The sequence below is a fragment of the Nitrospirillum goiasense genome, assembly GCF_034427435.1.
Classification (GTDB): domain Bacteria; phylum Pseudomonadota; class Alphaproteobacteria; order Azospirillales; family Azospirillaceae; genus Nitrospirillum.
Genome location: NZ_JAXQNP010000002.1, coordinates 1,045,955 through 1,069,174, shown reverse-complemented (window position 1 = coordinate 1,069,174; position 23,220 = coordinate 1,045,955). Strand labels below are relative to the sequence as shown.

18 protein-coding genes and 1 pseudogene are annotated in these 23,220 nt (G+C 68.4%); 3 read left to right on the top strand and 16 right to left on the bottom strand.

Annotated elements, in window-relative coordinates; translation table 11 throughout:
* Window positions 1-3: 3 nt before the first annotated feature.
* The 7 genes and pseudogenes from ULB03_RS07380 to ccmA all read right to left on the bottom strand — a co-directional run bounded on the left by ULB03_RS07380 (window position 4) and on the right by ccmA (window position 5,620).
* Window positions 4-2,001: a heme lyase CcmF/NrfE family subunit gene (locus ULB03_RS07380; RefSeq protein WP_322482568.1), complete on the bottom strand. Its 1,998-nt coding sequence runs from the start codon at window positions 1,999-2,001 to the stop codon at window positions 4-6.
* A 23-nt stretch (window positions 2,002-2,024) separates the two neighbouring features.
* Window positions 2,025-2,531, bottom strand: coding sequence for a cytochrome c maturation protein CcmE (gene ccmE / locus ULB03_RS07375; RefSeq protein WP_322482567.1), 507 nt, complete (start codon window positions 2,529-2,531; stop codon window positions 2,025-2,027).
* Window positions 2,528-2,749: a heme exporter protein CcmD gene (gene ccmD / locus ULB03_RS07370; RefSeq protein WP_322482566.1), complete on the bottom strand. Its 222-nt coding sequence runs from the start codon at window positions 2,747-2,749 to the stop codon at window positions 2,528-2,530. Before ccmD ends, ccmE begins: the two co-directional genes overlap by 4 nt.
* A 156-nt stretch (window positions 2,750-2,905) precedes the next feature.
* A pseudogene (locus ULB03_RS07365) lies at window positions 2,906-3,621 on the bottom strand (heme ABC transporter permease).
* A 106-nt stretch (window positions 3,622-3,727) separates the two neighbouring features.
* Window positions 3,728-4,276, bottom strand: a complete 549-nt coding sequence (locus ULB03_RS07360; protein WP_322482565.1) for a hypothetical protein — start codon at window positions 4,274-4,276, stop codon at window positions 3,728-3,730.
* Between the two features lie 13 nt (window positions 4,277-4,289).
* Window positions 4,290-4,946 (bottom strand): heme exporter protein CcmB, encoded by a 657-nt coding sequence (gene ccmB, locus ULB03_RS07355; RefSeq protein WP_322482564.1) that lies wholly within the window; start codon window positions 4,944-4,946, stop codon window positions 4,290-4,292.
* Window positions 4,946-5,620, bottom strand: a complete 675-nt coding sequence (ccmA, locus tag ULB03_RS07350) for a heme ABC exporter ATP-binding protein CcmA (protein WP_322482563.1) — start codon at window positions 5,618-5,620, stop codon at window positions 4,946-4,948. The genes ccmB and ccmA overlap by 1 nt, the downstream gene beginning before the upstream one ends.
* 842 nt (window positions 5,621-6,462) lie before the next feature.
* On the opposite strand from ccmA, the gene ULB03_RS07345 reads away from it, so the two are divergent.
* Window positions 6,463-7,593 (top strand): type III PLP-dependent enzyme, encoded by a 1,131-nt coding sequence (locus tag ULB03_RS07345; protein WP_322482562.1) that lies wholly within the window; start codon window positions 6,463-6,465, stop codon window positions 7,591-7,593.
* Window positions 7,594-7,686: 93 nt separating this feature from the next.
* Here ULB03_RS07345 and ULB03_RS07340 read toward each other — a convergent pair whose 3' ends face one another.
* Window positions 7,687-10,143, bottom strand: coding sequence for an ATP-binding protein (locus tag ULB03_RS07340; protein WP_322482561.1), 2,457 nt, complete (start codon window positions 10,141-10,143; stop codon window positions 7,687-7,689).
* Window positions 10,144-10,440: 297 nt separating this feature from the next.
* Between ULB03_RS07340 and ULB03_RS07335 the strand changes: the two genes are divergently transcribed.
* Window positions 10,441-11,523 carry a hypothetical protein gene (locus ULB03_RS07335; protein WP_322482560.1) on the top strand — a complete coding sequence of 361 codons (1,083 nt, stop codon included), beginning with the start codon at window positions 10,441-10,443 and terminating at the stop codon, window positions 11,521-11,523.
* A gap of 57 nt (window positions 11,524-11,580) precedes the next feature.
* Here the strand turns inward: ULB03_RS07335 and ULB03_RS07330 are convergent, their stop codons facing one another.
* Window positions 11,581-12,234: an exopolysaccharide biosynthesis protein gene (locus tag ULB03_RS07330; RefSeq protein ID WP_322482559.1), complete on the bottom strand. Its 654-nt coding sequence runs from the start codon at window positions 12,232-12,234 to the stop codon at window positions 11,581-11,583.
* 115 nt (window positions 12,235-12,349) lie between these two features.
* Window positions 12,350-12,868, bottom strand: a complete 519-nt coding sequence (locus ULB03_RS07325) for an isoprenylcysteine carboxylmethyltransferase family protein (protein WP_322482558.1) — start codon at window positions 12,866-12,868, stop codon at window positions 12,350-12,352.
* Window positions 12,869-13,227: 359 nt separating this feature from the next.
* On the opposite strand from ULB03_RS07325, the gene ULB03_RS07320 reads away from it, so the two are divergent.
* Window positions 13,228-14,286 (top strand): Fic family protein, encoded by a 1,059-nt coding sequence (locus ULB03_RS07320; protein WP_322482557.1) that lies wholly within the window; start codon window positions 13,228-13,230, stop codon window positions 14,284-14,286.
* A gap of 151 nt (window positions 14,287-14,437) precedes the next feature.
* On the opposite strand, the gene gyrB is transcribed toward ULB03_RS07320, so the two are convergent.
* The 6 genes from gyrB to ULB03_RS07290 form a co-directional block, all read right to left on the bottom strand.
* Window positions 14,438-16,960 carry a DNA topoisomerase (ATP-hydrolyzing) subunit B gene (gyrB, locus tag ULB03_RS07315; protein ID WP_322482556.1) on the bottom strand — a complete coding sequence of 841 codons (2,523 nt, stop codon included), beginning with the start codon at window positions 16,958-16,960 and terminating at the stop codon, window positions 14,438-14,440.
* A gap of 130 nt (window positions 16,961-17,090) precedes the next feature.
* Window positions 17,091-18,344: a DNA replication/repair protein RecF gene (gene recF, locus ULB03_RS07310; protein WP_322482555.1), complete on the bottom strand. Its 1,254-nt coding sequence runs from the start codon at window positions 18,342-18,344 to the stop codon at window positions 17,091-17,093.
* 57 nt (window positions 18,345-18,401) lie between these two features.
* Window positions 18,402-19,526, bottom strand: a complete 1,125-nt coding sequence (gene dnaN, locus ULB03_RS07305) for a DNA polymerase III subunit beta (protein ID WP_322482554.1) — start codon at window positions 19,524-19,526, stop codon at window positions 18,402-18,404.
* 233 nt (window positions 19,527-19,759) lie between these two features.
* Window positions 19,760-21,250 (bottom strand): chromosomal replication initiator protein DnaA, encoded by a 1,491-nt coding sequence (dnaA, locus tag ULB03_RS07300; protein ID WP_322482553.1) that lies wholly within the window; start codon window positions 21,248-21,250, stop codon window positions 19,760-19,762.
* Between the two features lie 957 nt (window positions 21,251-22,207).
* Entirely contained in the window at window positions 22,208-22,471 is a 264-nt protein-coding gene (gene rpsT, locus ULB03_RS07295) for a 30S ribosomal protein S20 (protein WP_145734813.1), read from the bottom strand.
* A 273-nt stretch (window positions 22,472-22,744) separates the two neighbouring features.
* Window positions 22,745-23,122 (bottom strand): hypothetical protein, encoded by a 378-nt coding sequence (locus ULB03_RS07290; RefSeq protein WP_322482552.1) that lies wholly within the window; start codon window positions 23,120-23,122, stop codon window positions 22,745-22,747.
* Between the last annotated feature and the right edge of the window lie 98 nt (window positions 23,123-23,220).

Genomic DNA, 23,220 nt, shown 5'->3' with positions numbered 1-23,220 from the left:
ACCTTATTCGGCGGGGGCCGGCGGCAGGGCGGCGGCGCGGGGCACGGCGCGCTTCAGCGGCACGCCCACGCGCAGGCGGCGGTCGGACAGGCTGACCAGCCCGCCGGCCATCATGAGGATGGAGCCCACCCAGATCCACGGCACCAGGGGGTGGCGATAGAAGCGGGTGTTGTAGCCGGTGCCGTCCGGCGCCGGCTCGCCCACCACGGCATAGAGGTCGCTGAAGAAATTGGTGTGGATGGCGGCGCCCGTCGTCGTCATGCGGGTGACGGGGTAGAAGCGCTGCTCCGGCGCCAGGGTGGCCACGAAGTCGCCGTGGCGGGTGACGGTCAGCACGGCGCGGCGGGCGGTGTAATTGGGGCCCGGCGCCTCATCCACGCTGTCCAGGCGGAAGCTGTAGCCGGCCACGTCCACCGACTGGCCGATGTGCAGCACCTGGATGGCCTCGGACGTCCAGGCGGAGGTGCCGACCATGCCGGCCACCGCCACGCCCAGCCCGGCATGCGCCAGGGCGGTGCCCCAGGCGCCGCGCGGCAGGTGGCGGGCGCGGCTGAGGCTGTCGGCCAGGGGGATGCGGAACAGGCGGATGCGGTCGGTCACGTCCACCACGGCGCCCATGACGGCCCAGCCGGCCAGCCCCAGGGCCAGCAGCGCCAGCACCGGCTTGGTGCCCGCCAACCACAGCCCGGCGAGCGCCGCCACCACGCCCACCAGCGCCGCGATCTTCAGCCGGCCCAGCACGCCGGCCAGGTCCGCCCGCTTCCACGACAGCAGGGGGCCCATCGCCATGACCGCCACCACCGGCACCATCAGGGGCACGAAGGTGGCGTTGAAGAAGGGCGGGCCGATGGAAATCTTGCCCCCGCCGACCGCGTCCATGAACAGGGGATAGAGCGTGCCCAGGAAGACGGTGGCGCAGGCGGTGGACAGCAGCAGGTTGTTCAGCACCAGCCCGCCCTCACGGCTGATGGGGGCGAACAGGCCGCCGGCCTTCAGGATGGGCGCCCGCAGGGCGTAGAGCAGCAGGCCACCGCCCGTCGCCACCACCAGCAGCGCCAGGATGAAGACACCGCGCGCCGGGTCCGAGGCGAAGGCGTGGACGGAGGTCAGCACGCCGGAGCGCACCAGGAAGGTGCCCATGAGCGACAGGGTGAAGGTGACGATGGCCAGCAGGATGGTCCAGCTTTTCAGCGTGTCGCGCTTTTCCACCACGATGGCGGAGTGCAGCAGCGCCGTGCCGGCCAGCCAGGGCATGAGGCTGGCGTTTTCCACCGGGTCCCAGAACCACCAGCCGCCCCAGCCCAGGGTGTAGTATGACCACCACGACCCCATGGCGATGCCCAGCGTCAGCGACGACCAGGCGATCAGCGTCCACGGGCGCACCCAGCGCGCCCAGGCGGCATCCACCCGCCCCTCGATCAGCGCGCCGGCGGCGAAGGAGAAGCAGAGGCTGAAGCCGACATAGCCCAGGTAAAGGAAGGGCGGGTGGAAGGCCAGGCCCGGGTCCTGCAGCAGGGGGTTCAGGTCGTGGCCGTTCAGCGGCGCCGGGTCCACCCGGGTGAAGGGGTTGCTGGTGGCGACCATGAACCACAGGAAGCCGACGCCAATCATGCCCTGCACCGCCAGGACGCGGGCCCGCAGCGATGCCGGCAGGTTGCGGCCGAAGGCGGCGACCATGGCGCCGAACAGGGCCAGGATGAACACCCACAGGACCAGCGAGCCCTCATGGTTGCCCCAGACGCCGGCCACCTTGTAGAGCATGGGCTTGTCGGTGTGGCTGTTCTCCACCACGTTCAGGACGCTGAAGTCCGACACGACATGGGCGTAGGTCAGCGCGCCGAAGGCCAGCGCCAAGGCGGCGAACTGGCAATAGGCGGCAGTGCGCCCCACCTCCATCATCCCCCGGTCGCCGCGGGCCGCCCCCCACAACGGGATGACGGACTGCACCAGGGCCACGACCAGCGCCAGAATCAGCGCGTAGTGTCCAAGCTCGGGGATCATGGGGCGTCGTCCGGAATGAGCGTTCAGGGATGGGTGCGCAGGGTGGAGGTCTGATGCTCCTCCCCCGCCGCGACGGGGGCGCCACCAGGGGGGGCGTCACCGGGCTTGCCGGGATGGCCGGCGCGTTTCAGGGCGTCGGCCACGTCGGGCGGCATGTACTTCTCATCATGCTTGGCCAGCAGCTCGGTCGCGGTGAACACGCCATCGGGGCCCAGCTTGCCCTCCGCCACCACGCCCTGCCCCTCGCGGAACAGGTCGGGCAGGATGCCGGTGTAGGTGACGGGCAGCGACTTGGCGGTGTCGGTCACCTGGAAGGTGACGGTCATCCCGCCCTCACGCTTCAGGCTGCCGGCCTCGACCAGGCCGCCGATGCGCACCGTGCGCCCGCCCGGCGGCTTGGCCGCCAGGTCGGACGGGCTGTAGAAGAAGACGATGTTGTCGCGGAAGGCCGACAGGGTCAGCGCTGTGGCGGTGCCCAGGCCCAGCAGGGCCAGCACCAGGATCATCAGGCGGCGGCGTTTGCGGGTCATGGCGTGGTCTCGGTGGCAGGGGTGGCCGCGGGGGCCGGGCCCGCCTTGGCCTCGCGCCGGCGGCGCGGCTTGGCCGCCTCCAGCGTGGCCAGGGTGCGCTCCACCCGGCGCAGGCCGGACAGGCTGAGCACCAGCAGGCCCACCAGGATCACGGTGGCCGCCCCGTAGGATGACCACACATAGGCGGCGTATCCGCCCATCGACAGGAACCCGTCCATCACACTCTCACCCAAAGGCCCGCCATTCAAAGGCCCGCTTGAGGGGCCGGGATGCCGGAACAGCCGTCAAACCATCACGCCGCAAAACTATCACGCTGCCGAAACGACCGCCGCCGGTCCCGTTGTCCCACCCATCCGGGGCCACCATCCCGGGGCTCAGCCCGCCTGGCCCAGGCGCAGGGTCTGCACCCGGCGGGCGGCCAGCCCGGCCCGGATGCGCAGGATGACGACGGCGAAGAAATAGCTCTGGAAGGCCACGGCCAGCAGCAACAGGGGCCAAAGCATGCTGGCGGCGATGGTGGGGCCGCCCAGGCGGAACACGCTGGCCGGCTGGTGCAGGGTGTTCCACCACTCCACCGAAAACTTGATGATGGGCACGTTCACCGCCCCGACCAGCAACAGGATGTTGCCGGCCTTATTGCCCCGCGCCGGATCATCGAAGGCGTCCACCAGGGCCATGTAGCCGAGATAGAGGAAGAACAGCACCAGCACGCTGGTCAGCCGCGCGTCCCACACCCACCAGGTGCCCCACATGGGCGCGCCCCACAGGGACCCGGTCAGCAGGCACAGGGCGGTGAAGCCGGCCCCCAGGGGGCGGCCGCCTTGGCGTAGACCTCGGCCAGGGGATGCTTCCACACCAGCGCGGCGGCGGCGGCCACGGCCATGGTGCTGTAGGTGAACATGCTCATCCACGCGGCGGGCACGTGGATGTACATGATGCGCACGGTGTCGCCCTGCTGGTAGTCCGGCGGCGAGGCGATCAGGCCCAGGTACAGCCCGGCCGCGAAGCAGACCACCGACAGGCCGGCCACCCATGGCAGCACGGCGTTGGCGATCTTCAGGAAGCGGGCGGGGTTGGCGAAGCGATGCATGGCCCCGTTATGTACCACGCCCGCCAGCCTTTGCCATCGGGATACGCCGTAAATTGATATGGATCACGCCCAATGATGTAGGGGGCGAATGATCGTGAAGTTGGCTTTACGGCAGACGCAAGGACCGCATGATTTCCAGGGCTGTGCCTTCCCATTCGGGGCGCGGGCCCGGCTCTCGCCAGTAAGACAGCACCGTTTGAAACGACCGGCCCTTGATGGTGCATAGATAGATCACGCTAACCTCGAAAGCATTCGGGCCGACCTCGTTGACAGTGGCCAACCGTTCAACGTCGCCGCAGGCGTCAGGGTCTTCGGTCCGGTGCGGGATGACCGTGTCGCTCAAAACTTGATCGACATCCTTCCCCTCCCGGTAGGCGGTGCGGGGCTTGCCGGGAACCGGCGGGGTCAATTCGCCCAAGCTGATCATCGCTTCGCCATGGACGATGATGACCGCTTCCTGCCGCTCGTGGGTGCTGGTGAGGAACAGCTCGTTGCCCGCCTCATCCCATCGCACCCACTGTGACGGGTAGCGCGCCTCCATCCCGCCTTGGCGAAACACCTTCCAGCCCGCGGTGGCGATCCCGTCGTCGGCCGTCGCCATCATCGGGGACAACAGCGCCACCGCGCTGACAAGCGATCGTAAACTCCGGATCATGCTTCAGCTTAGCTCACTCATGCGCCGCCCGCAGCGCGGCGGCGATGGCCAGGGGGGCCAGGACCAGCGCCCCGCACAGCATGCCGCCCAGCAGCAGCAGGTGCGGCCGGGGCGACAGGCCGGACAGACCGGCGTCCAGGCCGGCGGCGGCGAAGATCAGCACGGGGATGTAGAGCGGCAGCACCAGCAGGGGCAGCAGCACGCCACTGCGCCGGGCGCCCAGGGTCAGGGCGGCCCCGACCGCGCCGATCAGGCTGAGCAGCGGCGTGACCAGGGCCAGGGTGCCGACCAGCAGGCCCAACTGGTCCCCCGGCATGCGCAGCAGCAGGGCCAGCAGGGGCGCCACCAGCATCAGGGGTACGCCCGTCACCAGCCAGTGGGCCGCCACCTTGGCGACGGCCACCCCCTCCGCCGGCAGCGGCGACAGCAGCAGCAATTCCAGGCTGCCGTCCTCGAAATCCCCCTGGAACAACCGCTCCATGGACAACAGCGCCGCCAGCAGGGCCGCGATCAGCAGCACGCCGGGGGCGATGCGGGTCAGCACGTTGGGCTCCGGCCCCACGCCGAAGGGGAACAGCACCACGCACAGCACGAAGAACATCAGGGCGGCGGTGGCGTCGCTGCCCTGGCGCAGCACCAGGCGCAGGTCACGCAGGATGAGGCGGAGCATCAGGCGGCGTCCTCCGCCCCATCGTCCCCGTCCAGGCTTTCGTCATCCTCGACCGGCGTGAAGGCGGCCAGGTCCAGGACGGCGCCGCCCGGAGTCGCGAGGTCGATGTGGGTGGACAGCACGACCCGCCCGCCCTGGGCGCGATGGCGGGCGATGGCGTCCTCCAGCAGGGCGACGGAGGCGCGGTCCAGGCCCACGGTGGGTTCATCCAGCAGCCACAGGGGTGCCGGGGCCGCGACCAGGCGGGCCAGCGACAGGCGGCGGCGCTGGCCGGCGGACAGGAAACGGCCGGGCACGTCGGCGATGGTGTCGATGGCGAAGGCGGCCAGGGCCGCGTCCACCCCGCCGGCACCGCGCAAGCCCGCCCAGAAGGCCAGCATCTCCCGGCAGGTGAAGCTGGCCTTCACCGCGTCCAGGTGGCCGACATAGTGCAGGCGGGCGCGGTGCGCCTCCGGATCCTGGCCCAAGGACACGCCATCCCAGGCGATAGTGCCACGCAAGGGCTTCAGCAAGCCGGCCATCAGGCGCAGCAGCGTGGACTTGCCGCTGCCGTTGGGACCCACCAGGGTCAGGCAGCCCCCCGCGGCCAGTTGGAAGTCCAGATCCTGGAACACCAGGCGCCCGCCGCGCAGGCACAGCAAATCACGGCCGGTGAAAAGAGCGGTTGAGGTCATGGGCCCTGGGCGCCGGAGTCGAAAGGGCCCTGACTATAGGCCGGCGGCGCTCACGCCACAAAGCGCTGGATCAATCGCCCGCAACCCCAATCTCTGGCGCTTGGAATACGAAAGGGAACCGAAAAAGAAAAACGGCCACCGCGGGGGGCAGGTGCGGTGGCCGTTTGATACACCAGCCGGGGCAGGCTGGAGAGGACACCTCCGGTAGGCCGGTCGGGGGAGACCGGGCGGGAGGGGCTTCCGACCCCGGCAGGGGTCACTGTCGCGTCGTCCTCTATGCGCATAAGGCCACCGCGACATGGCCAATTTGGGCCGCAAAAGTGGCGAAATTGAGATTTGTGGCGGGCCGCGCGCGCCACCGAAACGCCCGCTTGGCCATGTCGTCGCAGGCCCGCCGCCGCCCGAAAAAAATCGCTGTGCAACCCCGGCTTTCCATCTTATATAGCGCGTAGTCGCAGCGCACGTGCCTATGGCCCCGGGCGGAATGGTTCCACCCCGTGGGTTATGCAACGACGTAACGCGTATCCTCGTCCGTCCCTTAAGCAAGGCGGCGAATTGGAGGCTACGATGGTTGATGTTGTTGTCGGTGGGCACGCGCCCGCCTTTCCTCGATCCCTCGCCCCCGCTCTGATGCAGAGTCGGGTTGGCCACGATCAGGCGGTCATCAGTCAGACCGGGCCGGTGCTTTGCGTTTTCCTCGCGCCGCCTGGGCATATCTCCAGTATCTGACCCGTTCGGGCCGGCCGCTTCATTGGCACGCTTGAACGGACCCGGGCCTTTGCCCGGTTAAGCCCCCATTCCCGATCCATCCCCTGATATGCCTTTTGGCCTCGGAGTCATCGATGACCGAGAAGATCGCTCGTTTTTTCGCTGAGAACACGCCCGCCACCCCCTGCCTGGTGGTTGACCTGGACGTCGTCGCCGGTAATTACGGCAACCTGCGCGATGCCCTGCCCGAGGCCCGCATCTTCTACGCCGTGAAGGCCAACCCGGCGCCGGAAATCCTGAAGCTGCTGGTGGAGCAGGGGTCCTGCTTCGACACCGCCAGCCTGCCGGAAATCCAGTATTGCCTGGAAGCTGGCGCCACCGCCGACCGCATCAGCTTCGGCAACACCATCAAGAAGGCGTCGGACATCGCCCGCGCCCACGCGCTGGGCATCAACCTGTTCGCCTTCGACAGCCGGGAAGAGCTGGAGAAGATCGCCGAGCACGCCCCCGGCGCCCGCGTGTTCTGCCGCATCCTGACCTCGGGCGAAGGCGCCGACTGGCCGCTGTCGCGCAAGTTCGGCTGCGAGCCGGACATGGCGGCGGAGCTGCTGCTGGCCGCCTCCACCCTGAACGTCGTGCCCTATGGCGTGTCCTTCCATGTCGGCTCGCAACAGCGCGACCTGACCCAGTGGGACAAGGCCCTGGCCCAGACCGCCGAAATCTTCCGCACCCTGGAAGAGAAGGGCGTGATGCTGCGCATGGTGAACCTGGGCGGCGGCTTCGCCACCCGCTACCTGAAGGACATCCCCAGCGAGGGTGAGTACGGCAACGCCATCGAGGCCTCGCTGCGCAAGCACTTCGGCAACCGCCTGCCGGAAACCATCATCGAGCCGGGCCGCAGCATGGTGGGCAACGCCGGTGTCATCCGCTCGGAAGTGGTGCTGATCTCGCGCAAGTCGCACCGCGACGACCGCCGCTGGGTCTATCTGGACATCGGCAAGTTTGGCGGCCTGGCCGAGACCATGGACGAGGCCATCAAGTATCCCATCCAGACGCCCCACGACGGCGGCGCTGCGGAACCGGTGATCCTGGCCGGCCCGACCTGCGACAGCGCCGACGTGCTGTATGAGAAGGCCGAATACCGCCTGCCGGTGGACCTGCGCATCGGCGACAAGGTCGACATCCTGGCGACGGGCGCCTACACCACCACCTACTCGGCCGTGAACTTCAACGGCTTCTCCCCGCTGGCCTCCTACTACATCTGATCCCCAGATGCGGTGACCCTGGCCTTTGGCTGGGCCATGAGGCGTTTGGTTTCGAGCCCCCGGAAGCCCCGCTTCCGGGGGTTTCGTTTTACCTCAGGCGCCCTTGTCGCCCAAGGCGGCCGCCAAAACAGCGGGGGCCAGGACGGCTGAAGGCGCGGCACCGGCGGCCTTGCTGCCCCGGCCGGTGTCACCGGCACCGCCGCCGGTCAACAGGCGCTGGCTGGGCAGGACCAGGGACACGGTGGTCCCCCGGCCCAGCCGCGAGACGATGTCCAGCCGGCCGCCATGCAACTCGGCCAGGCCCTTGGACAGGGACAGGCCCAGGCCGGTGCCCTGTGTGGTGCGGGCATAGACGTTGTCGATCTGCTGGAACGGCACGAAGACCTTGGACAGGTCCGCGTCGGCGATGCCGATGCCCGTGTCGCTGACGGCGATGACCATCTGCGCCTCGGCATTGATGGTGGCGGTCAGCGACACCGTGCCACCGGCGTCGGTGAACTTCACGGCGTTGGACAGCAGGTTCAGCAGGATCTGCTTGATCTTCACATCGTCCGCCAGCAGCGGCGGCAGATCCGGCGCCAGGGTGGTGACCAGCTCGATACGCTTTTCCAGGGCCCGGCCCCGGGCGATCCGCTCGCACCCGGCCACCAGGGCGGCCACGTCGCAGACCCGTTCCCGCAGCTCGACCTTGCCCGCCTCGATCTTCGAGACGTCCAGGATGTCGTTGATGATGGCCAGCAGGTGGCGCCCGCTGGCCACGATGTCGCCGGCATAGCCAGCGTTGGTCGCCTGCTCCGGGGCCCGGCGCAAATCCCCCTCCAGCACCTCGGCGAAGCCGATGATGGCGTTCAGGGGCGTGCGCAGTTCGTGGCTCATGTTGGCCAGGAACTCCGTCTTGGTGCGGTTGCCCAGTTCAGCGGCGGCCTTGGCGCGCTCCAACTCCTCCGCCCCGCGCTCGGCCGAAATGGCCACGGTGGCCAGCCGGCTGGCGCGGCGGGCCAGGTCCAGCATCCAGCCTTCCGGTGAGCGGGGGGAGCGGAAATAGATGGCGAAGGCGCCCAGCGCGCGGCCGTCGCCCGCCTGGATGGGAATCGACCAGCAGGCGGCGAGGTCCGCCTCCGCCGCGGCGGCGCGGTAGTCCTGCCACAGGGGATCGTTGGCGATGTCGGTGACGATGACCGGCTCACCCCGGTGGATGGCCGTGCCGCAGGACCCGGCCACCGGCCCCACCGGCGCGCCGTCGACCGCCCGGGCGAAGGACGCGGGCAGGCTGGGCGCCGCCCCGGTGCGGATGTGCCGCCCGTCCGCATCGACCAGCACGATGGAGCAGAGCCCCCCTTCCAGGTCCGACTCCATGCCGGAACACAGGGCCGACAGCACCGTCGACAGGGGCGCGCGGCCGGCGGTCATGCCCAGCACCTTGCGTTCCACCGTCAGCAGGCGCTCCGCCCGTTCGCGCCGCAGGGTCTCACGCTCGATGCGGCGGGCGTGCGACCAATAGAGGGCCAGGGCGCTGTGCAGTTCCGCCACCGTCTCGTCCCGCCCCGTGCCCGGCATGGGGGCCGGCGACGGGGCCACCCGCCCTTCCGCCAGGTCGCGCATCAGCCGCGCGGTACGCGAGACGGCGCCGAAGACACCTTGGCGCAGGGCCACCAGGATGACCAGAGTCAGCAGGGTGGCACCGGCCAGCGGGGCGCCGGCCGCCACCGCCGCCCAGGCGGGTGCGGGTACGGGCACGGCCGCCCAGCGGTCCAGCGCCCGGGTGGCCACGGCCCCAATGTCGGCCAGGGCCGCCTGAGCCGCCACCGGATCCGCTGGTTGCCCCACCTCAGGGTCCCTTGGCCCTTGCCCGGCAAGCGCGGTAGCGAAGCGCGCCATGGCCGCCGCCACGCCGTCGCCGGTTGCCGGCCGGGCGGCGCCGCGCCAGTCCAGCAGCAGGGCGGTGGACGCGGCGGCGGACGCGCCGGTCACCGCATCCGCCCAGGCGAGGTCGGCATCACGGCGGGCCGCCAGCGCGTCCGCCGCGACATCCGCGTCCGGGTTGGGCAGATCCTGCGCGGCCAGGGCGACCAATTCCCGCACCAGGCGGCTTTCCGCCGTCGCCAGGGCCCGTTCCCCCGCCAGCCAGTCGCGCAGCAGGGGCGTGTAGGGGACTGCGAAGGGTTCAGAAGCCGGGAGGGCCTGGTTCAAGGACTGGTCCGCCGCCCGGCGCAGGCCCGCCAGTTCCTGGCGCACGCCGGCCAGCCGCTGGCGGGCCCCCTCCAGCGCGGCAAGGGCGGGCAGTGCATCCAAAGCGGTATCCAACGCGCGGTCCGCCTGCCGACGGCGCCGCGCCACCTCTTCCACCAGGGCGGCGCCTGGCGCGCGCAGGGTCAGGGCGGCCGACGTCCACTGTGATGATTGGGCATCCATGGCCACCGCCATGTCCCGCGCGGACACCACCAGCAGGTGCGCCGATTGGGCATCGCGGGCCGTCCCCCAGGCCGCGCGCATGTCGGCAGCGGCCAGCCCCAGCTGCAGGGCCGCCAAGCCCGCGAGGGCAGCCATCATCGACCGGCGCATGGTCCAGACCCGGCCTTTCTCCCCACGAAGCATCTCATTGGCGAAGTGATTCCAAGGCGTGCACCCTCTGCCTGTGCATGACTGTAGGCGTCGTGCTGGCGCGGCGCAAATGTCCAAGGGGGTGGGGTCCGGCCCCCGCCATCGCCATGCTGCATGACACCGGGCCCCCCCTCCTGTCGAATACCGCCCTTGACCACACCGGCCATCGTCTATACCTGACGCAGGGTCGGGATCGCCGCCGCGTGGCCCCGCCGCCCCGCCCTATGCCCCCGGACCCCGCCGCCTTTGACCTCCTCGCCCGCCCCTTCCGATGATGAGGTCGCCCCCGGTGATGCGCCGGTGGCCGCCGAGGCTGAGGCGCTGTTCGCGGATGACGATCGCGATGCCCTGCACATCCTGCCCCTGGGCATGATCCCGGTGCAGACGCCCGGCCTGAAGCGGGCGCGCCTGATCAAGAACGCGCGGCTGGAAACGGTGGTGGAGGTGTTCCAGGACCGGTCGGCCGGCAGCGGCCAGATCAACCCGGAACACCTGGCGACGATGTACCCGTCGCATCCCAAGGAAATGCGCGTGGACATGGCGCAGATCCACCGGCTGACGCAGCTGAACAGCTACGATGTCTACAGCCTGCGCATCGAGCTGCGCCGCCTGGGCATCCCGGTGGAGGATGTGACCTACCTGCGCCTGTCGGCGGGCAAGCGCCTGGAACTGACCACCTACATGCGCGACTTCACCCTGCCCCTGATCCAGCAGGTCTATGGGTCGGAGCAGCGCCCCATCAACGACATCGCCGACCTGTTCGAGCTGCTGGCCAACCCCGACCGGGAAGAGGCGCTGCGCAACCTGACCCTGTTGTCGCAGAAGCTGAACGTGCAGCTTCAGGACATCCCCAGCTTCCTGGAGGAATACGGCGACGTGTTCCTGTCGCTGGCCTATTTCCGCAGTTGCCTGGACGGCCTGGTGCCAGAGGTGCAGCGCTTCATGGGCTGGGTGAACGAGGCGACCAAGAGCGAGATGGTCACCCGTGACCGCCTGATGATGAAGATGATCGGCGACGTCATGCGCATGCTGACGGGCATCACCACCTCCATCACCGGACGGTTCGAGGCGTTCGACCGGCGCAGCAAGGATTTCTGGCACGACATCAACGCCGACAGCTTCCGCTCCGTCCGCGCGCAGATCTCGGCCCACCATGTCACCATCGGCGGCGTGCTGTGCGGGCTGGCGGTGAAGATGGCGTTGTGGAAGGCGCGCTTCCCCCATGGTGGCGGCGGGCCCATGAAGCGGGTGGAGTTCGTGCGCTCCGAAATCCTGCCGGGCCTGGACCACATCAACCGCATCGAGAAGTCCGCCGCCGGCACGTCGTAAGGCTCAAAGCGTCCGCCTTCGGCTCCCCGGAAATTTCCAGCGCCCGCGGTCGCGGGCTCACATCCCCAGCGCATGTTCCAGCACGAACAGCCCGCTTTTGAGCAGGGCCAGCAGCACGCCCCAGACGATGGCCACGGCGGCGATGCCCGTGCCCAGGCCCAGCAGCACCCACACCCCGTCGCGCTCCAGCACGCCCAGGGCCACGACGCTGATGGCCACGGCGGGCAGCATGTTGCCCAGGGGAATGGGCAGGAACAGGATCAGGGCCAGCAGGAAGCACAGGGCGCCCACGGCGTTTTCCGCCGGCGGCCGCGCCACCACGCCCAGGCGCGGCCGCAGCATGCGCTCGGCCTTGGCCAGCCAGGGGGCCACCTTGGCCATCATGGCGGCGAAGTCCTTGCGCGCCAGCGACCGGTCGGCGATGAAGCGCGGCAGCCAGGGCCGGCGGCCCAGCGCCAATTGCGCCGTCAGGAACAGCAGCGGCAAGCCCAGCACGGACGAGGTGCCGGGCGGCATGGGCAGGGCGTTGGGCAGGGCGAAGACGAAGATGAGGGCGCCCACCGCCCGGTCGCTGAGGGCCGTCAGCAGGTCGCCGATGGCCACCCGCTCCCGTCCCTCCTCCGCCGCCAGGGCCTGCAGGATGTCGGACACCTTGGCGGGCCGGGGGTCGGTGGCGGCAGCGTGACTGTCAGTGGCCTCACCCGCGGTCATACCGTCCCTCTGATTCCGTCCCCAATGGCGCCCATCCACATGGGAACCGCCCTTTGAAGTGGGGGCGCCCCGCCCTCCGGTCCAGCGATTTTTCCCGGTCAGTAGGTTTTCCGGGTCAATAGGCGGCGAAGGTCTCGCGCATGGCCCGCTCCTCCTGCCGGATGCGGGTGACCAGGGGGATGAGGTAGACGGCCAGGCCGATGACCAGGGTGTAATAGGCGTGCAGCGTCAGGGCGAAGCCCACCAGCTCGGGCAGGATGTTCAGGAAGTAATTGGGGTGCCGCACCAGGCGGAACAGCGGGTGGGTCACCAACTGGTGGTCGCGGGCGATCAGCAGCTTCACCGTCCACAGCCGCCCCAGCAGCCGCACCACCACCAGCAGCATGACGGCGCCGAACAGGTAGATGGCGAAGCCGAAGCCGCTGACCGCGTCGATGGGCTCCCCCCGCACCAGCCCCTCCACCGTCGCCGCCAGGTAGAAGCCAATGTGGGCGATGGTCAGCGCCAGGGTGTTGCGCGCGCCATGCTCCACCGCGCCACCGGCGCGCAGGGCCTTCTCATGCCGGACGGAAACCGCCAGCAGGGCGAAGCGGTAGACGAAGGCGAGAACGACGAACAGGATCAGGTAGGTCACGGCGCCCGGGTCCCTCGAAGGACGAAAATGGATGCCGCGTCAATAACATGCCGCCGCCGCTCCAGCCTATTGTACCGTCGTGATAGGGGCACCGGCCGTCTCTTGGGGCGCGGCCTCATAGGCGGAGAAAAATCGCCGTTCCCCATGTGCGGATTTGACGATCGTCCAATAACAACAAGGTGGCTTGATGTAGGCAGAATCCTATTTCACGATCATCAAATGGTGTAGCTTTCGGCAGACGATCATCAAGAGCAGCCTGTGGCTCACGCGCGCTCACCCATGATGGCCCGACGGAGACTCCATTGCCTGTTGCTTACCACGACGGACGGTTTCCACCTGCGGAGCTTGATCTCCCAACCTTGTTCCCGCTGGTTGGCCCCGCCAATGCCGCGATTGCGCGGTACGAGGGCGTGCTCTCCGGCATTCCCAATCCTGACGTCCTGCTATCCCCACTGACGGCCCGCGAAGCTGTTCTCTCAAGCAAGATCGAGGGAACGCAGGTGACGCTGGGGGAGGTGCTGGAATTTGAAGCGCAGGGCCGCCTGTTCGACGAGAGTACCCCAAAGAAAGCGGACGCCCGCGAAGTTCTGAACTACCGTGCCGCCTTGCGTGAGGCGTCCGGCCTGATGTCCTGGCTTCCACTGTCGCAGCGGCTCATCAAGGCCACGCACCGCGTGTTGATGGATGGCGTCCGTGGTCGCCACAAGGATCCCGGCGAATACCGCCGCATTCCCAACTGGATTGGACCAGAGGGCTGCACCATCGAGCAGGCGCGCTTCGTGCCACCAGGCGCTGACAAGATCGAGGCGGCGATGTCGGCGTGGGAGGCCTACATTCACACCGATGCGCCAGATCGGCTTGTACAGCTGGCCATTGTTCATGCCGAGTTTGAGGCGATCCATCCGTTTCTCGACGGCAACGGGCGCATCGGGCGGCTCCTAATCCCGCTATTCCTCTATGCTCATGGGCTACTGTCGCGGCCCAACTTCTATCTATCAGAATATCTCGAAGCCAACCGCGATGAATATTACGGCCGGATGCTCGCCGTCTCGCGCGACGGCGACTGGAGTGGCTGGGTAGCTTTCTTCCTGCGCGGCATCATCGTCCAGGCCGAAGGCAACACCCGGAAAGCCCAGGCGATCCTGGCCCTGCATCAGGACAAACGTGATTGGGTGGTGGAGATCACCCACTCGCAATACGCGGTGCGGGCCCTCGACTGGATTTTCCAGCGGCCCATATTCCAGACGCCGGATTTCATCGCCTCAGCCCAAATCCCACCGCCGACGGCCAGAAAGATCATCCGCGATCTGCGCGACAACGGCCTGTTGCGTGAACTGGTGCCAGCGGCAGGGCGCGCGCCGGCCACGTTCGTGTTCTCCCAGTTGCTGAACATTGCCGAGGGACGAGACGCCTTTTGAACCCGAAGGCCTGAAGATCCCCTTTCCCGGGCTCCGCGAGAGGGGGTGACGACCTCGGCGCGCCCTAACCCATAGCGTGAGAAAAACCGCCGATTCTCACGCTATGGGTCAAAGATTCTCGTTTTATGGGTCAACTCACAAATCCGCCGCCTCACACGTCCAGGTTCGCCACCTTGAGCGCGTTGGCCTGGATGAAGTCGCGGCGGGGTTCGACGATGTCGCCCATGAGGGTGGAGAACACCTCCTCCGCCTCGTCCACGTGGCTGACCTTGACCTGCAGCAGGGAGCGGATCTTGGGGTCCAGGGTGGTTTCCCACAGCTGGTCCGGGTTCATCTCGCCCAGGCCCTTGTAGCGCTGGATGGACAGGCCCTGGCGGCCCTGTTCCAGCACCGCCTCCATCAGGCCGACGGGGCCGACGATGGTGCGGGTGGTGCGGCCGCGGTAGGTCAGGGTGGCGGTGTCGGTGAAGACCGTCTTCAGGAAGTCGGCCATGGCGTCCAGGCGGCGGGCCTCCACGCTTTTCAGCACGTCGGCGTCCAGGATGTGCCGGTGGGTGACGCCGCGGCTGGTGCGGAACAGCATCAGCCCGCCCTCGCGCGCCCGCTCGCCCTGCCAGGCGCCCACGCCCACGGTGGCGCCCTCGCCGGCATTGCCGGCGGCCTGCGCGGCCTCGGCCTCGATACGGTTCAGGCGCGCGGCCACCACGCGGGCCAGCTCATCGGCGCGCGCGTCGTCGGTCAGCAGGCCCATGGACAGGGCGCCGGCCACCGCCGCCTGTTCCACCACGGCCGGGTTGCCCACCTTGCGGGCCAGGGCCTGCAACTGGTGGCGGGCGGCGCGGGACTGTTCCACCACGTCGCGCAGCTCACCGCCCTGGCGTTCGGTGCCGTCCGGCGCCTTGAGGGTCACGTCTTCCAGCCCCTGGCCGATCAGGTAATCGTCCATGGCCCGGTCGTCCTTCAGGTACCGCTCCTTGGCCGTGCCGCGCTTCACGCGGTACAGCGGCGGCTGGGCGATGTAGAGGTAGCCGCGCTCGATCAACTCGGGCATCTGGCGATAGAAGAAGGTCAGCAGCAGGGTGCGGATGTGCGCGCCGTCCACGTCGGCGTCGGTCATGATGATGACCTTGTGATAGCGCGCCTTTTCCGCGTTGAACTCCTCCCGCCCGATGCCGGTGCCCAGCGCCGCGATCAGGGTGCCGATCTCGGCCGAGGACAGCATCTTGTCGAAGCGGGCGCGCTCCACGTTCAGGATCTTGCCGCGCAGGGGCAGGATGGCCTGGAACTGGCGCGAGCGGCCCTGCTTGGCGGAGCCGCCGGCCGAGTCACCCTCGACCAGGAACAGTTCGCTCAAGGCCGGGTCCCGTTCCTGGCAGTCCGCCAGCTTGCCGGGCAGCGAGGCCATGTCCAAGGCACCCTTGCGCCGCGTCAGTTCGCGCGCCTTGCGCGCGGCCTCGCGGGCGGCGGCGGCCTCGACCACCTTGCCGATGATGCGCTTGGCGTCGGCCGGATGCTCCTCCAGCCAAGTGGCCAGCGCCTCCGCCACCACCGCCTCGACCACGGGGCGGACCTCGGAGGAGACCAGCTTGTCCTTGGTCTGGCTGGAGAACTTCGGATCGGGCACCTTCACCGACAGCACGCAGGTCAAGCCCTCGCGCATGTCGTCGCCGGAGAGGTTCACCTTCTCCTTCTTCGCGATGCCGGATTCGTTGGCGTAGTTGTTCAGGGTGCGGGTCAGCGCCCCACGGAAACCGGCCAGATGGGTGCCGCCGTCACGCTGCGGGATGTTGTTGGTGAAGCACAGCGTGCTCTCGTGATAGCTGTCGTTCCACTGCAGCGCCACTTCCACGCCGATGGTGCCGCCCAGGTCGCTGGGGCGTTCCGCCTTCAGGGCGATGGTGGGCTTGTGCAGGGGCGTCTTGGACCGGTCCAGCCACTGCACGAAGGCCTCCAGCCCGCCCTCGTAATGCAGCTCGCACGACTTGGGCTCCACGCCCCGCGCGTCGGTCAGGTACAGGGTGACGCCGGAATTGAGGAAGGCCAGCTCGCGCAGGCGGTGTTCCAGCGTCTGGTAATCGAATTCGGTCTTGGTGAAGGTGGCCTTGGACGGCAGGAAGGTGACCTCCGTCCCCGACAGGGGGCGGCCATCGGCCTTCAGCGGAGCGGCGCCGGTGTTGGCCAGGGGCGCCTGGGCCTCACCATGGGCGAAGCGCATCTCCCACACCCGGCCCTGGCGCCAGATGCGCAGATCCAGGATTTCCGACAGGGCGTTCACGACGGACACGCCCACGCCGTGCAGGCCGCCGGAGACCTTGTAGCTGTTCTGGTCGAACTTACCGCCGGCGTGCAACTGGGTCATGATGACCTCGGCCGCCGACACGCCCTCTTCCGCGTGGATGTCCACCGGGATGCCGCGGCCGTCGTCGCGCACGGTGCACGAGCCATCGGGGTTCAGGATGACGTCCACCCGCGTGCAATAGCCGGCCAGCGCCTCGTCGATGGCGTTGTCCACGACCTCGTACACCATGTGGTGCAGGCCGGAACCATCGTCCGTGTCGCCAATGTACATGCCGGGACGCTTGCGCACCGCATCAAGGCCTTTCAGCACTTTGATGGAGCTGGCGCCATAATCCTCGGCGGCGGTGTCGGGGGTCGTCAGAGCTTCTTGTGCCATGAATTCACTCTACCAGATATCGCGTCGCCCAGGGGCAAAACCGTCATTACCAAGGGGGAACACTGCCCCCACTCCGTTGAATCCCTCGCAGGGGGGAACCCCTCGTCGGGTCCTTGAAGGGCCGGGCGGGCTACCCCGCGCCCGCCACGGCGCCGCCGTCCGCGACCCGCACATGGGTCGCCGCCGAACCCAGCTCGGCGAAGGTGGCGGCGTCGGTGCCCGTCATCCAGGCCTGGGACCCGGTGGCCAACACCTCCTGGAACAGGGCGGTGCGGCGCTCCGCATCCAGGTGGGCCGCCACCTCGTCCAGCAGCAGCAGGGGCGGTGCCGCCCCCTCCGCCGCCATCAGCCGGGCGTTGGCCAGCACGATGGCGATCAGCAGGGCCTTCTGCTCCCCCGTGGAGCCCAGCTCCGCCGGGATGCCCTTGGCCAGGTAGGTCACGGCCAGGTCGCTGCGGTGCGGGCCCACGGTGGTGGTGCCAGCGTGCGCGTCGATGCGCCGCGATTCCGCCAGGGCCCGGCGCAGCGTGTCCTCCGCCTCCAGCGCCGGCCGGTCGGCCAGCCAGGAATCCACCGTGCCGGTGAGCGCCAGGCCGGGGGCGGGAAAGGGGCCCACGCCGCGCCGGCAGGCAGCCGCCAGGCGGGCGGTGACATCGCGGCGGGCGGCGGCCACGGCGACGCCGCTGGTGGCCATCTGGTCCTCCAGCACGGTCAGCCAGGCGGGGTCGCCCCCCTCGCGCAGCAGACGGATGCGGTCGCGCATGGCCTGTTCGAAACGGCTGAGCCGGCCGGCATGCTCCGGATCAAAGCCGAACACCAGCCGGTCCAGGAAGCGGCGGCGGCCGGCCGCCCCCTCCACGAACAGGCGGTCCATCTGCGGCGTCAGCCAGACGCAGGAAACATATTGCGCCAGGGCCATCTGGCTTTTGGCCGGGCGGCCATCGATATGCACCACGCGGCGCTCGCTGCCCGGCGCGCCGGCGGGGTCGCGGCCAGTGCCAATCTCCACCGTGCCCAGGGGGGTCGCCACCTCCGCCGCCACGGCCCAGCCCCGGGTTTCCCAGGACTCATCCGGGGCCTGCATGCGCTCCACATCGCCCAGCTTAGCGCGGCGCAGGCCACGGCCGGGGGCGAGGAAGCTGACCGCCTCCAGCAAATTGGTCTTGCCGGCGCCGTTGGGCCCGGTCAGCGCCACGGGGCGGCGGTCCAGCAACAGGCGGGCGTGGGCGTAGGAGCGGAAGCGGGTGACGGTCAGCCGGGTGACGGCCAGCGCCGCCACCGGCGGGGTGGAAACAGCCCCGGAAATGATCGCGGGCGCCGCCCCCTCATGCTCGTGAGGGGGGGCCGCCGTCGTCCCCGTCAGGGGCGGCTCGTCTGTGGACATGGCGCCCATATTGGCCAGCAACCGCTACCGCCGCCCCGCGAACACCTGCGCCCGGCCTCAGACGCGCATCGGCATGAGGACGTACAGGGCCGAGCCGTCGGCCACGTCGCGCACCACGGTGGGCGAGCCGGCGTCGGCCAGGGTGAAGCGCACGCCCTCGCCCTCGATCTGCTGGGTGATGTCCAGCAGGTAGCGGCTGTTGAAGCCGATCTCGAGCGCCGTGTTGTCGTAGCTGACCTCGATCTCTTCCGTGGCCGAACCGGCCTCGGGGCTTGAGGCCGACAGGGTCAGGATGCCGCGGTCCAGGCTGAGCTTCACCGCCCGGCTCTTTTCCGTGGAGATGGTGGCGACGCGGTCGACGGCGGCGGCGAACTGGCCGGCGTTGACCTCCATCACCTTGTCATTGCCCGTGGGGATGACGCGCTCATAGTCCGGGAAGGTGCCGTCGATCAGCTTGCTGGTCAGCACGATGCTGTCGAAGGCGAAGCGCACTTTGGTGTCGGACAGTTGCACCTCGATGCGGTCCGCCGCCTCATCCAGCAGCTTGCGCACCTCGATCACGGTCTTGCGCGGAATGATGACGCCGGGGATGCCGCTGGCGCCGTCCGGCAGGGCCATCTCCACCCGGGCCAGGCGGTGGCCATCGGTGGCCACGGCGCGCAGCACGGGGATTTCGGCGGCGCCGGTCTTGGCCTTGGAGGCGTGCAGATAGATGCCGTTCAGGTAGTAGCGCGTCTCCTCGGTGGAGATGGCGAACTTGGTGCGGTCCACCAGCATCTTCAGGTCGCTGGCCGACAGGGTGAAGCGGTGGCCGGTGTCGCCGCCGGCCATGACGGGGAAATCCTCCACCGGCAGGGCGCCCAGGCGGAACTGCGACCGGCCGGACCGCAGGGTCAGCGTGTCGGCGGTGAAGTCCAGTTCCACCTGGCTGCCGTCCGGCAGCTTGCGGGCGATGTCATACAGGGTGTGGGCGGGGGCGGTGGCGGAACCGGGGCGCGCGATGTCGGCCGGCACGGATTCCACGATCTCCAGATCCATGTCGGTGGCGGTCAGCGCCAGTTCGCCGTTTTCCGCCTTCAGCAGGACGTTGGACAGGATCGGAATGGTGTTCCGACGCTCCACCACGCTCTGAACATGACCGAGAGACCGGAGCAAAGCCGCGCGTTCGATGGTGATCTTCATGCCGTTCCGCTTGTGCTGACCCGTCGCCCCCTGGGGCGCGGCTGAGTGTTTGCCTTGAATTCCCCAAAGCCCCCCCACAGGGCCCGGAAAAAGGGGTGCACACCATAGCACAAGCCCCGCCTGGCGACAGCGTTTTCGACCGATTCCGGAGGCTGTCGGATGGCCGAGTCGGCCCCTGTCCGAAAGGGGGGGCCGGGGAGCGGGGAAACGAGGAAAGGCGACGGGGAGCGGCGTCAGCCTTCCAGCATGCGGCGCAGCAGTTCCACGTCCTCGAAGAAGGTCGGATCGGTGGCGCACAGCTCCTCCACCTTGCGCACGGCGTGCATCACGGTGGTGTGGTCGCGGTCGCCGAACTTGCGGCCGATCTCGGGCAGGGAACGGGCGGTCAGCTGCTTGGACAGGTACATCGCCACCTGGCGGGGGCGGGCCACGGCGCGGGCGCGGCGGGCGGAGCTCATGTCCGCCAGGCGAATGTTGTAGTGCTCCGCCACCTTCTTCTGGATTTCCTCTATGGTCACCCGGCGGTTGCTGGCGCGCAGCAGGTCGTGCAGCACTTCCTGGCTGCTTTCCAGGGTGATGGCGCGACCCACCAGCTCGGCATGGGCCACGATGCGGTTCAGGGCACCTTCCAGCTCACGCACGTTGGACGTGATCTTGTGGGCCAGGAACTCCAGCACCTTCTGGGGGATCTGCACCCGCATCTGCTCGGCCTTGGACTGCAGGATGCCCAGGCGCAGCTCATACGTCGTCGGGTGGATGTCGGCCACCAGCCCCCAGCCGAGGCGGGAGCGCAGGCGCTCCTCCATGCCTTCCAGGTCGGACGGGCTCTTGTCGGCGGAGATGATGACCTGGCGGTTCTGGTCCACCAGGGCGTTGAAGGTGTGGAAGAACTCTTCCTGGGTGCTGTCCTTGCCGCTGATGAACTGCACATCGTCGATCATCAGCACGTCGACGGAGCGGAACTGCTCCTTGAACGCCATGGTGTCCTTGTACCGAAGGGCCCGGATGAACTGGTACATGAACTTTTCCGCCGACAGGTAGATCACCCGGCGGGCGGGGTCCTTCTTGCGGATGTGCCAGGCGATGGCGTGCATCAGGTGGGTCTTGCCCAGGCCCACGCCGCCGTACAGGAACAGCGGGTTGAAGGTCACGGCGCTGGCGTCGGCCACGCGGCGAGCGGCGGCGAAGGCCAGCTCGTTGGGCTTGCCCACCACGAAATTCTCGAAGGTGAAGCGGGGGTCCAGCAGCGCCGAGACGTCGTCGCGCTCCTCCCCCAGGCCGTTGCCGGCGATGAAGGCGGGCAGGGCCGGCGCCTCGGCCGCCCCGTTCAGGGAGGACCCGGCGTCACCGTCATCATAGGCTGGCAGGGGGACGGTCGCGCCATCGGCCAGCGGGCCGGCGTCAAGGCCGTTGGCGGCCCCGCGCGGCAGGGTGCTGAGCGCCCCGCCCAGCGAGGCGTCGCCCCGCGGCGGCGCCACGACGATCTCCACGGACTGGACGCCGGGATTCTCCCCCGTCCACAGGGCACGGATGCGGTCGGCGTAATGCGTGCGGATCCAGTCGCGCATGAAGCGCGTGGGCACGACGATGCGCACCTGGCCGCCGATGAAATCCTCCACGGTCAGCGGCTTCAGCCAGCTGCGATACGCGGTTTCACCCACCTCGTCCTTGAGCCGCCCGCTGATGCGCGCCCATTGCTGATCCAGAGATGCCTGAACCGACATTCCCGCTTCGCTCCTGCCCCAACGCCTTCCGGACCCGGACAACCACACTGGACGGCACCGGCCGATGAGGACCGGGGCCAACGACGGACGGCCGACAACGGGCCATCCCAAACCGGATCAATTCGGACCGGAACCATGCACCGGGTCGCCCCCTTTGGTCGCCGACGGGGCTGGACGCCCCGCCCGAGACTGTGGAGGTCTGGGGTCGACGTCAGGGGCGGATCGAAGATATCGGGGGCCGGACAGGCCGGCATAACGGACAACGCTGGCACAAAGGCACGATCCCAGGGGATCCCACCCTTCCAACACCGTCCCAACCCCGCTTCGTCAGCCCCTGTTGTCGGCCCTGTCCCGGTTGGTTCCGTGACCACCCTTTCCCGCACCGGACTTTACCGGCACCAGGACCTGGGGCATGCCCCCTGCCCCGTCCGGCGCCATTCCGGTGCAATCAACAGGCAGACCAAAACCTAACCATGCAAACAAAACCGCGCACCTTGCGGGATTCATTTTAAAGAATCTGCCGCAGACGCATGATCTTCTTCAAAGATTCAGAAATCCACCAATGCCAGAGCGATGTAGAGCGACACGCGTCATCATCAAGATGCATCTGTCATCGGTTTGCGCAGGCGTTCCCGCCGCTTGATTACTTCATCGTGGAGAACGATCCCGCACATCGGAAGATGCTAGTCGGGCCGTTCGGGAGTCGCAATAGGCTCGAAAAGGGAACAAACAAAAAAGACCGAATGATGCTCGCGCGCCCCGGTCGATACCCGCCCTTCGGACTATTCTGGAAGAATAGGGTTAGGTAAACGCAGTAACGAGGGGCCAACAAGGAAAAGGCCGCGCCCCCGCCGTTGTCCGGCAGGACGCGGCCTCCTTGCTTCCACGGTCAAGAGCTGGGACCCCGACTTCGACGGCGCGGGCTAGCGACCCGCGCGCACTGGCCGGGGCCGGCTATCAGCCCAGAGCGTTGATGCGGAGAGACAGGCGGGAGAGCTTGCGCGACACGGTGTTCCGGTGCAGCACGCCCTTGCTGACGCCGCGCATCATTTCCGGCTGGGCCAGCTTGAAGGCCTCGGCGGCGGCGCTCTTGTCGCCGGCTTCCAAAGCCAGCTCGACCTTCTTCACGAAGGTGCGGATACGGGACACGCGGGCCCGGTTGACTTCGGTACGGACTTCCGTCTGACGGATACGCTTTTCAGCGGACTTATGATTAGCCATGACAAACCCTTTTCGAACACGACCCTTGCCGTGGAAGGCCGGGCTTATACCCCCTCCCCACGAAACCGTCAAGCGGCACGGCCCTAAAAACCGCGCCAGACTAGACCAAAACCGGCGGTGCACGTCCCTGCTTTGGACATCCCCGCCCCCCGGATTCAACGAGTCTAAAACCAGATATGGGCGATTCTGTATCTCAACCCCAATATCATGGGTCTTTTACTTTAAAAACCTACCTCTTCTTGAGATCGTAGTCGCGCCTCCCGCCGCAGGCCCCTACTGCGGCCGCAGAACGAAGCGCACCATCGTTTCCGCCCGGCTGCCGGTGCCATCCCGGGTGGCGGTGATCTCCAGCCGTTCGCCATCGCGCGCCCAGCGGCCGGCACCGGCGGCCCGCCATCCCAGCTGCGGCAGGGTCTGGGAATAGAAGGCGTTGATGGCGTCGGCGCTGACATCGCCCTGGGCCGCCGACTCGACGATGCGGCCCTCCGGCTGGTCGAAGACCACGGCGCCATTGGTCGGCGCGGTCAAGCCCGGCATCAAGGGCAGATCCTCCACCCCCGGCACGTACCCCGGCTCCACCGGCCGCGCGAGGCCGATGCCCCCAGCCAGCAGCAGGGGAAGGGACAGGGCGGCGGCAAGGACAAGGCGCATTCGGGGGCTCACGAGGGCCAATATCTCCAGGGGCGAGGCATAACGGAAATTACCCGCCCCACGCACGATGGTGACGCAGGATGGCCCGCCCGGCAACG

What these genes read in the sequence shown, in the direction of transcription:
- ULB03_RS07380 (WP_322482568.1), bottom strand. Translation starts at nt 2,001, where the DNA reads ATGATCCCCGAGCTTGGACACTACGCGCTGATTCTGGCGCTGGTCGTG.
- ccmE (WP_322482567.1), bottom strand. Translation starts at nt 2,531, where the DNA reads ATGACCCGCAAACGCCGCCGCCTGATGATCCTGGTGCTGGCCCTGCTG.
- ccmD (WP_322482566.1), bottom strand. Translation starts at nt 2,749, where the DNA reads ATGGACGGGTTCCTGTCGATGGGCGGATACGCCGCCTATGTGTGGTCA.
- ULB03_RS07360 (WP_322482565.1), bottom strand. Translation starts at nt 4,276, where the DNA reads ATGATCCGGAGTTTACGATCGCTTGTCAGCGCGGTGGCGCTGTTGTCC.
- ccmB (WP_322482564.1), bottom strand. Translation starts at nt 4,946, where the DNA reads ATGCTCCGCCTCATCCTGCGTGACCTGCGCCTGGTGCTGCGCCAGGGC.
- ccmA (WP_322482563.1), bottom strand. Translation starts at nt 5,620, where the DNA reads ATGACCTCAACCGCTCTTTTCACCGGCCGTGATTTGCTGTGCCTGCGC.
- ULB03_RS07345 (WP_322482562.1), top strand. Translation starts at nt 6,463, where the DNA reads ATGACCGAGAAGATCGCTCGTTTTTTCGCTGAGAACACGCCCGCCACC.
- ULB03_RS07340 (WP_322482561.1), bottom strand. Translation starts at nt 10,143, where the DNA reads ATGATGGCTGCCCTCGCGGGCTTGGCGGCCCTGCAGCTGGGGCTGGCC.
- ULB03_RS07330 (WP_322482559.1), bottom strand. Translation starts at nt 12,234, where the DNA reads ATGACCGCGGGTGAGGCCACTGACAGTCACGCTGCCGCCACCGACCCC.
- gyrB (WP_322482556.1), bottom strand. Translation starts at nt 16,960, where the DNA reads ATGGCACAAGAAGCTCTGACGACCCCCGACACCGCCGCCGAGGATTAT.
- recF (WP_322482555.1), bottom strand. Translation starts at nt 18,344, where the DNA reads ATGTCCACAGACGAGCCGCCCCTGACGGGGACGACGGCGGCCCCCCCT.
- dnaN (WP_322482554.1), bottom strand. Translation starts at nt 19,526, where the DNA reads ATGAAGATCACCATCGAACGCGCGGCTTTGCTCCGGTCTCTCGGTCAT.
- dnaA (WP_322482553.1), bottom strand. Translation starts at nt 21,250, where the DNA reads ATGTCGGTTCAGGCATCTCTGGATCAGCAATGGGCGCGCATCAGCGGG.
- rpsT (WP_145734813.1), bottom strand. Translation starts at nt 22,471, where the DNA reads ATGGCTAATCATAAGTCCGCTGAAAAGCGTATCCGTCAGACGGAAGTC.
- ULB03_RS07290 (WP_322482552.1), bottom strand. Translation starts at nt 23,122, where the DNA reads ATGCGCCTTGTCCTTGCCGCCGCCCTGTCCCTTCCCCTGCTGCTGGCT.